The sequence below is a fragment of the Klebsiella sp. MS 92-3 genome (assembly GCF_000195655.1).
In the GTDB taxonomy this organism is placed as follows: domain Bacteria; phylum Pseudomonadota; class Gammaproteobacteria; order Enterobacterales; family Enterobacteriaceae; genus Klebsiella; species Klebsiella pneumoniae.
Map to the genome: position 1 here is coordinate 3,591 of NZ_GL882768.1, position 7,673 is coordinate 11,263.

General features: G+C 60.2%; 7 protein-coding genes and 1 pseudogene. 4 read left to right on the top strand and 4 right to left on the bottom strand.

Annotated features, from left to right (window positions below; genetic code table 11):
• The 4 genes from HMPREF9538_RS20640 to HMPREF9538_RS20625 form a co-directional block, all read right to left on the bottom strand.
• The coding region (locus HMPREF9538_RS20640) for an ABC transporter permease subunit (protein WP_009484375.1) at positions 1-547 on the bottom strand (547 nt) is incomplete at its 3' end.
• On the bottom strand, positions 544-1,488 hold the full coding sequence (gene nikB, locus HMPREF9538_RS20635) for a nickel ABC transporter permease subunit NikB (protein WP_002921105.1): 945 nt from the start codon (positions 1,486-1,488) through the stop codon (positions 544-546). The genes nikB and HMPREF9538_RS20640, both read right to left, overlap by 4 nt.
• Positions 1,488-3,056, bottom strand: a complete 1,569-nt coding sequence (nikA, locus tag HMPREF9538_RS20630) for a nickel ABC transporter substrate-binding protein (protein WP_004181484.1) — start codon at positions 3,054-3,056, stop codon at positions 1,488-1,490. The genes nikB and nikA overlap by 1 nt, the downstream gene beginning before the upstream one ends.
• A 138-nt stretch (positions 3,057-3,194) precedes the next feature.
• Positions 3,195-4,055: a LysR family transcriptional regulator gene (locus HMPREF9538_RS20625; protein WP_004151421.1), complete on the bottom strand. Its 861-nt coding sequence runs from the start codon at positions 4,053-4,055 to the stop codon at positions 3,195-3,197.
• Between the two features lie 97 nt (positions 4,056-4,152).
• On the opposite strand from HMPREF9538_RS20625, the gene HMPREF9538_RS20620 reads away from it, so the two are divergent.
• From HMPREF9538_RS20620 to HMPREF9538_RS20605, 4 genes and pseudogenes are all read left to right on the top strand, one after another.
• Positions 4,153-4,659 carry a phenolic acid decarboxylase gene (locus HMPREF9538_RS20620; RefSeq protein WP_004181483.1) on the top strand — a complete coding sequence of 169 codons (507 nt, stop codon included), beginning with the start codon at positions 4,153-4,155 and terminating at the stop codon, positions 4,657-4,659.
• Between the two features lie 396 nt (positions 4,660-5,055).
• Positions 5,056-6,195, top strand: coding sequence for a UDP-4-amino-4-deoxy-L-arabinose aminotransferase (arnB, locus tag HMPREF9538_RS20615; RefSeq protein WP_004889389.1), 1,140 nt, complete (start codon positions 5,056-5,058; stop codon positions 6,193-6,195).
• A gap of 1 nt (position 6,196) precedes the next feature.
• A complete protein-coding gene (gene arnC, locus HMPREF9538_RS20610) occupies positions 6,197-7,180 on the top strand; it encodes an undecaprenyl-phosphate 4-deoxy-4-formamido-L-arabinose transferase (RefSeq protein WP_002921035.1) in 984 nt (327 codons plus the stop codon).
• A pseudogene (locus HMPREF9538_RS20605) lies at positions 7,177-7,673 on the top strand (formyltransferase family protein); the annotation flags it as partial. The gene arnC and the pseudogene HMPREF9538_RS20605, both read left to right, overlap by 4 nt.

A 7,673-nucleotide genomic window follows, 5' to 3' on the forward strand; every position in this document is an offset into this window, starting at 1 on the left:
GCCCCGCCCCCCCCCGCCACTGGCTGGCGCCGCTCAGACGGGCGGCGAGGATAAATTCGCGCTGGCGCAGGGAAACCACCAGGTTACGCACCATTCTGGCGTACCAGGCCCAGTGCGACAGCGCAATGGCGAGGATCACATTGGTCAGCCCGGTACCCAGCACTCCCACCATAAAGAACGATAGGATCGAGGTCGGAAAAGTCATAAACAGTTCGGCGATGCGCATCAGGCCGCGGTCGGCGCGGCCGCCCAGCAGTCCGGCGCAGCCGCCGACCGCCAGGCCGATCAGCAGCACCAGCAGCAGACAAGCCATCACCGCCCCCAGCGAAACGCGGGTGGCGGCCAGCAGGCGTGAGAAAATATCCCGGCCGAGATGATCGGTGCCGAGCCAGTGCGCTGCGCCCGGCGGTAGCAGCCGCTGCTGAAGGTCAATCGCCGCTGGATCCCAGGGCAGCCACCAGCCGCTGCCGATGGCGATGACCGCCAGCAGCGCGATAACCAGCATGGCCAGTTTTACCGGCCAGCGAAAGCTTTGTAGCCCTCTCATGCGCTCACCTCCTCGTGGCGGCGCAGGCGCGGGTCGAGCGCCGCGTTAAGCACATCTACCGCCAGATTAGCCAGCACGAACACCGTCACCATCATCAGGGTAAAGCACTGGATCACCGGGTAATCGCGATTGAAAATGGCGGAAACTGCGTAGCGGCCGACCCCGGGCCAGGCAAAGATATTTTCGATAATCATGGTGCCGCCGATCAGCTCGCCAATGTGCATGCCCATGGCGGTCACCACCGGCAGGGTGGCATTGCGCAGGATATGTCGGCGCTCCACCTGGCGCGCGCTCAATCCGCGCAGCCGCGCCCATATCACGTGACGCTGGCTGGCGGCGTCCAGCATGCTGGCGCGCAGCAGGCGGGCGTTGATCGCCAGCGACATAAAGGCGATGGAGACGGCGGGCAAAATCAGGTGCTGCCAGTCGCCATACCCCATCGCCGGGAGCCACTGCAGATGCACGGAAAAGAGCATCACCAGCAGAAAGGCCAGCCAGAAGTTGGGCATTGAGACGCCGAGGAAGGCAATCAGCCGTACGATATAGTCCGGCAGGCGATCGCGATGGCGCGCCGCCCAGATGCCCAACGGCAGGGAGGTGACGAGGATCAGCGCCAGCGCCGCGCCGGTGAGCAGCAGGGTGGCCGGCAGGAAGTGCAGCAGGTCGTCCAGCACCGGGCGCTGGGTGGCATAGGAGAGACCGAAATCCAGGTGCAGCGCCCGCCATAGCCAGTGCAGATACTGCATTGCCAGCGGCTGGTTGAGCCCCAGCAGCTCGCGGGTCGAGGCAACCATCTCTTCAGTGGGCGGCAGGTTCGACAGGCGTAAATAATCCAGCGCCGGGTCGCCGGCGCCGAGCCGCAGCAGCAGAAAGATGATGGCTGAGGCGGCGAGCAGCAGCGGGATCAGCAGCAGCAGGCGGCGTAAAATATAGCGTAGCATTATGGCGTTACCGGGGTAATCTGGTCGAAAGGGATCTCGCTGGTCACCGGGGCGAACGGGATCTCCCCGACCTCCTGGCGCGCGACCGACATCAGCGAGACATAGCTGATGGGCAGATACACCGCGTCCTGATGCAGACGGGTCAGCACATCATGGTACAGTTTTCTCCGCTGCGCCTCGTCCCCGGTGGTCAGCACTTCACTAATCTCTTTATCAATCAGTGCCTTGTCTGGCAGGCCGCGCTGGGCCTGGTAATCCGCATGCGACGGGACGCGCATCGAGCTTAAAAAGGCATGCGGATCGTAGGGCGCGCCCCAGGTGCGATTGAAGATCATGCCGAAGCGGCCTTCGCGCTGGCGCGCGTAAATGCTGCTTTCCTCCTCGCCCACCAGGGTGACCTGCACGCCGACCTGCCGCAGATTGGCCTGAATAATTTCGGCCATCGATTTAGCCAGCGCGTCGGTGCCAATAAACGCCAGCTCAATCGCCAACGGTTGCCCGGCTTTTTGTCGCCAGGGCTGGCCCTCCAGCTGCTGCCAGCCGGCCTGTTCCAGCAGGGCGCGGGCTTTTGTCGGGTCGTAACGGCGCGGCGTCAGATCCTGCGGGGCGTAAGGGACGGAGGGGGCAAACAGGGTGTCGGCAACCTGCTGGGTGCCATACAACACGCTATCGACAAGGGTCTGTTTATCGACGGCGTAGTTGAGCGCCTCACGAACCGCCTGCTCGCGGGTCGGGCCCTGGCTGGCGTTTAGCGCCAGCATTACCGTCTCCGCCGGGGCGGACAGGCGCGCCACGTAGCCGGGGTGATGGCGAAAGCGTTCGAAGGTGTCCAGCGGCAGCAGCCCTTCATCGCCGTAGAGCATATCTATTTCCCCGGTTTCGAACGCCACCGCCCGGCTGGTGGCGTCAGGGATCACCTTGATGGTGATTTGCTGTAGCGCGGGTTTGCGACCCCAGTAGCGCTCATTGCGCACCAGCACATCGCGCTGATTGAGCTGCGAGCTTGCCAGCCGCCACGGGCCGGTGCCGATCGGGGCTTTAATGCCCCTGGCGGTGCCGCCATCGATAAACTGCGAGGGGGCGATGAAGCGGAACGGGCGGGGCAGGGCCAGCTCTTGCAGTAAGGGAGCGTAGGCGCTTTTCAGGGTGATCTGCAGCTCGGTGGCGCTGAGGGCCCGCACGTCGGTTATTTGGTTGGCGAGCTCAAGCCAGGCGTGGCGTTGGCGGTTGGCCAGCACCGCCTGAAAATTGGCCGCCGCGGCCTGGGCGTTAAACGGTTCGCCGTTGGAGAAGGCCACATCGTCGCGCAGGGTGAACCACCAGGTTTTTCCGTCGGCGGAGTGACGCCAGCGGGTTGCCAGCCAGGGCTGTACGCTGCCGTCAGCCTGATACTTCACCAGCGGTTCATAGACCATGCTTTGGGCAAACATCTGGTTGGGCGTATAGAGATGGGGATTCAGCGGGCCGACGTTAACCGGCCAGGCGGTGGTGAGCTGGTACGGCGCGGCCTGAGCCAGCAGAGGGACGCAGGCGACCAGCGCCAGCAGGGTGAGGCGGATAATAGACAAGACGGCAATCTCAACGACAGGAAAGTATGACGATTTTAGTGATTCATCATACTTTGGGAGTAACCTGGATCAATATTGCGCCGGAAAGTATAAGAAAATCGTATCATTACGCCCAGGCGACCAGCGCCGCCTTACCCCTCAGGGCGTCCGGAACAACGCCAGCAGCGTGGCCACCTGTTCGTCGATCGGCGCCAGGTCCCGCTTGACGATCAGATGCAGCGGCGTCGCGCGGCGCGCGCCATGGCTGAGGGGCAGCCGCTTCAGCACGCCCTGGTCGAGATGGGGGCGAATGCGCTCCTCCGGCAGCCAGCCGAAGCCGACCTGATACATCACCGCATCAATGGCGGCATCAATGGTGGAGAAGGTCCAGGCGTCTCGCGGCGCCTGGCTATCGCCGCCCTGATCGGCAATGCGCACCAGCGGCCACGGCGCCAGCGCGCTATCCTCCAGCGGTCCGTCCAGCGCGGCGAGAGGGTGGTCGCGGTGGGCGACGGCGATGAAATCAATATTCATCAGCCACTCCCCGCGGCCGGTAATATCCTGGCGGCGGGTCAACACCATCACATCGGCTTCCGTCCGCGCCGCGCTCTCGTCATCCAGGTTTTCCAGCACTTCGGTGAGCCTGACCTGGGTCTGCGGATAGCGCTGCTGAAACTGGCGTAAAATCGCGAACAGCCGCTGGCGCGGGAAAATACTGTCGACCACCAGATCCAGGCGGGTCCGCGCCCCGTTGCGCAGAGTGGCGGCGTGCGTCTCGACGTAGGCGAAGGCCTGCAGCAGCGGCTTGACCTGATTCAGCAGTAGTTCGCCAGCCGGCGTCAGCACCGCCCGCCGGCCGGACGGCGCCAGCAGCGCCACGCCTAAGCGCTCCTGCAGCAGCGCGAGGTTATAGCTTACCGATGACTGACTGCGATTGGTCTCCTCCGCCGCTCTGGCAAAGCTCCCCAATTCCACTACCTTTTCGAGTAACGCCCACTGCTCCAGGGTTGTCTTGTGCATAATCAATCTAAAATTTGAATGTATTTAATCCAAACATAGCGTTATTCATTCATTTTTTAAAGACGTATGCTGTCCTCAACAAAACAGAGGAGAATAAATGATGAGCACTTTCGACAAACATGACCTCAGCGGCTTTATCGGTAAACATCTGGTCTATACCTACGACAACGGCTGGAACTACGAGATTTACGTCAAAAATGGCCACACCCTCGACTACCGTATTCACAGCGGCATCGTCGGCAATCGCTGGGTGAAAGATCAGGAAGCGTACATTGTGCGGGTGGGGGAAAGTATCTACAAAATCTCCTGGACCGAACCGACCGGCACCGACGTCAGCCTGATCGTCAACCTGGGCGACAAACTGTTCCACGGCACTATTTTCTTCCCGCGCTGGATCATGAATAACCCGGAAAAAACCATCTGCTTCCAGAACGACCATATTCCGCTGATGAATTCGTATCGCGATGCCGGCCCGGCCTACCCGACGGAAGTGATTGACGAGTTCGCCACTATCACCTTCATTCGCGACTGTGGCGCGGATAATGACGAGGTCATTAATTGCCCGGCGAGCGAATTGCCTGCGGATTTTCCTGCAAATTTGTAATTCAGCAGAAATAACTTTGTGATCTACGCTAACTTTTTGTCATTAAGCGTGACAATGACAGAATAATAAATTGTGAACTGGTTTAGTTCTCGTTTAATTTCAACTATTGCGTTCCTGTTCTCTTTTTCGTGACAGGAACGCTCCTCCGTCAAATTTCTGCCATAAAAAACTCCTATCATACTGTTTATTAATAAGTTATTTCTTATTCTGAAGAAATATTAATTTCTTAATATTATCCTAAGCAAGGTCGACTACATTAATAGTGGTCGAGATACCCTGAAATGGAATGCCGTGCTGAACTCACTTCATTTTAATTTCGTTTAAGTCCGCAGGCGCAGGATATTTTATTCTAACGACCCAGATTCGTGCGTGGGTCATCTACAGAACAGGATGATGATGAGCGATTTTTTGCCTTTTTCGCGCCCGTCGATGGGCGACGCAGAGCTGGCTGCGCTGCGTGAAGTTTTAGCGTCGGGCTGGATCACCACCGGACCGAAGAATCAGGCACTCGAAGCGGCATTCTGCCAGCTGACCGGCAACCGCCACGCGATTGCCGTCAGTTCAGCGACCGGCGGGATGCATGTGACCCTGATGGCGCTGGGTATTGGCCCCGGCGATGAAGTCATTACGCCGTCCCAGACCTGGGTCTCCACTCTCAATATGATCTGCCTGCTGGGCGCCACGCCGGTGATGATCGATGTCGATAACGACAATCTGATGATTACCCCTGACGCGGTGGAAGCGGCGATCACTTCGCGTACCAAAGCGATAATTCCCGTGCACTACGCGGGCGCGCCAGCCGACATCGACGCCATTCGCGCGGTGGGCGAGCGCCATGGCATTTCGGTGATCGAAGACGCCGCCCATGCGGCCGGTACCCATTATAAAGGCCGCCACGTGGGCTGGCAGGGGACCGCCATTTTCTCGTTCCACGCGATCAAAAACATGACCTGCGCCGAAGGCGGGCTGATTGTCACCGACGACGACGAGCTGGCCTCCCGCATCCGTAGCCTGAAATTCCATGGTCTGGGCGTGGACGCTTATGATCGCCAGACCCACGGCCGCGCGCCGCAGGCGGAGGTGATCACCCCGGGCTTCAAGTACAACCTTGCCGATATCAACGCCGCTCTGGCGCTGGTCCAGCTGGAAAAACTGAGCCACGCCAATCAGCGCCGGACCGAGATTGCCCAGCGCTACCTGCGCGAGCTGGCGGACACGCCGTTTAAACCGCTGAGCGTCCCGACCTGGGATCACCAGCACGCCTGGCATCTGTTTATCATCCGCGTCGATGAGGCCGCGTGCGGCATCAGCCGCGACGCGCTGATGGAAAAGCTGAAGGCGATGGGCATCGGCACCGGCCTGCACTTCCGTGCGGCCCATACGCAAAAATATTACCGCGAGCGCTTCCCTGAGGTTTCCCTGCCGAATACCGAATGGAACAGCGCCCGCATCTGCTCTCTCCCGTTGTTCCCGGATATGACCGATGACGATGTCACTCGCGTTATCTCCGCACTGCGCCAGTTGTCAGGACGTTGATATGCTTACTTACCCTCCCGTGAAGAAGGTCTCGGTGGTTATCCCGGTTTATAACGAACAGGATAGCCTGCCGGAACTGCTTCGTCGTACGGATGCCGCCTGCGCCACCCTGGGGCGGCAATATGAAATTCTGTTGATCGACGATGGCAGCAGCGACGATTCCGCGCGCATGCTCACCGAAGCCGCCGAGGCGGAAGGCAGCCACGTCGTCGCCGTGCTGTTAAACCGTAACTACGGCCAGCACTCGGCGATCATGGCCGGCTTCAGCCATGTAACCGGCGATCTGATTATTACCCTCGACGCCGACCTGCAAAACCCGCCGGAGGAGATCCCGCGGCTGGTGGCGAAGGCTGATGAAGGTTACGACGTGGTGGGCACCGTCCGCCAGAACCGTCAGGACAGCATCTTCCGTAAAACCGCGTCGAAGATGATCAACCGCCTGATCCAGCGCACCACCGGCAAAGCGATGGGCGACTACGGCTGCATGCTGCGCGCTTACCGCCGCCATATCATCGACGCCATGCTCAACTGCCATGAGCGCAGCACCTTTATCCCGATCCTGGCGAATACCTTCGCCCGGCGCGCGGTGGAGATCCCGGTGATGCACGCCGAGCGCGAATTCGGCGACTCCAAATACAGCTTTATGCGCCTGATCAACCTGATGTACGACCTGGTGACCTGTCTGACCACCACGCCGCTGCGTCTGCTCAGCATTTTCGGCAGCGTGATTGCCCTGCTGGGCTTCGCCTTCGGCCTGCTGCTGGTGGTGCTGCGTCTGGCCTTTGGCCCGCAGTGGGCGGCGGAAGGGGTGTTTATGCTCTTCGCCGTGCTGTTCATGTTCATCGGCGCCCAGTTTGTCGGTATGGGCCTGCTCGGGGAGTATATCGGCCGCATCTATAACGACGTGCGCGCCCGCCCCCGCTACTTTATTCAACGTGTTGTTCGCCAGCCGGAAACGGCATCTAAAGAGGAAGATCGTTCATGAAAGCCGTAGTCTTCGCTTATCACGATATGGGCTGCACCGGTATCCAGTCCCTGCTGGACGCCGGGTATGATATCGCTGCTATTTTCACCCACCCGGATAACCCTGGCGAAAACCATTTCTTTGGCTCCGTGGCGCGCCTTGCCGCCGAGCAGGGTATTCCGGTGTGGGCCCCGGAAGACGTGAACCATCCGCTGTGGATTGAGCGTATCCGCGAGATGAAGCCGGACGTGCTGTTCTCCTTCTACTATCGCAACCTGCTGGGCGATGAGATCCTCAATCTGGCGCCGAAAGGGGCGTTCAACCTGCACGGTTCGCTGCTGCCAAAATATCGCGGCCGCGCGCCGCTGAACTGGGTGCTGGTCAATGGCGAAAGCGAAACCGGCGTCACCCTGCACCGGATGGTGAACCGCGCAGACGCTGGCGATATCGTCGCCCAGCAGGCCGTGGCGATTGGCGCGGATGACGCCGCCCTGACGCTGCATCGTAAGCTGTG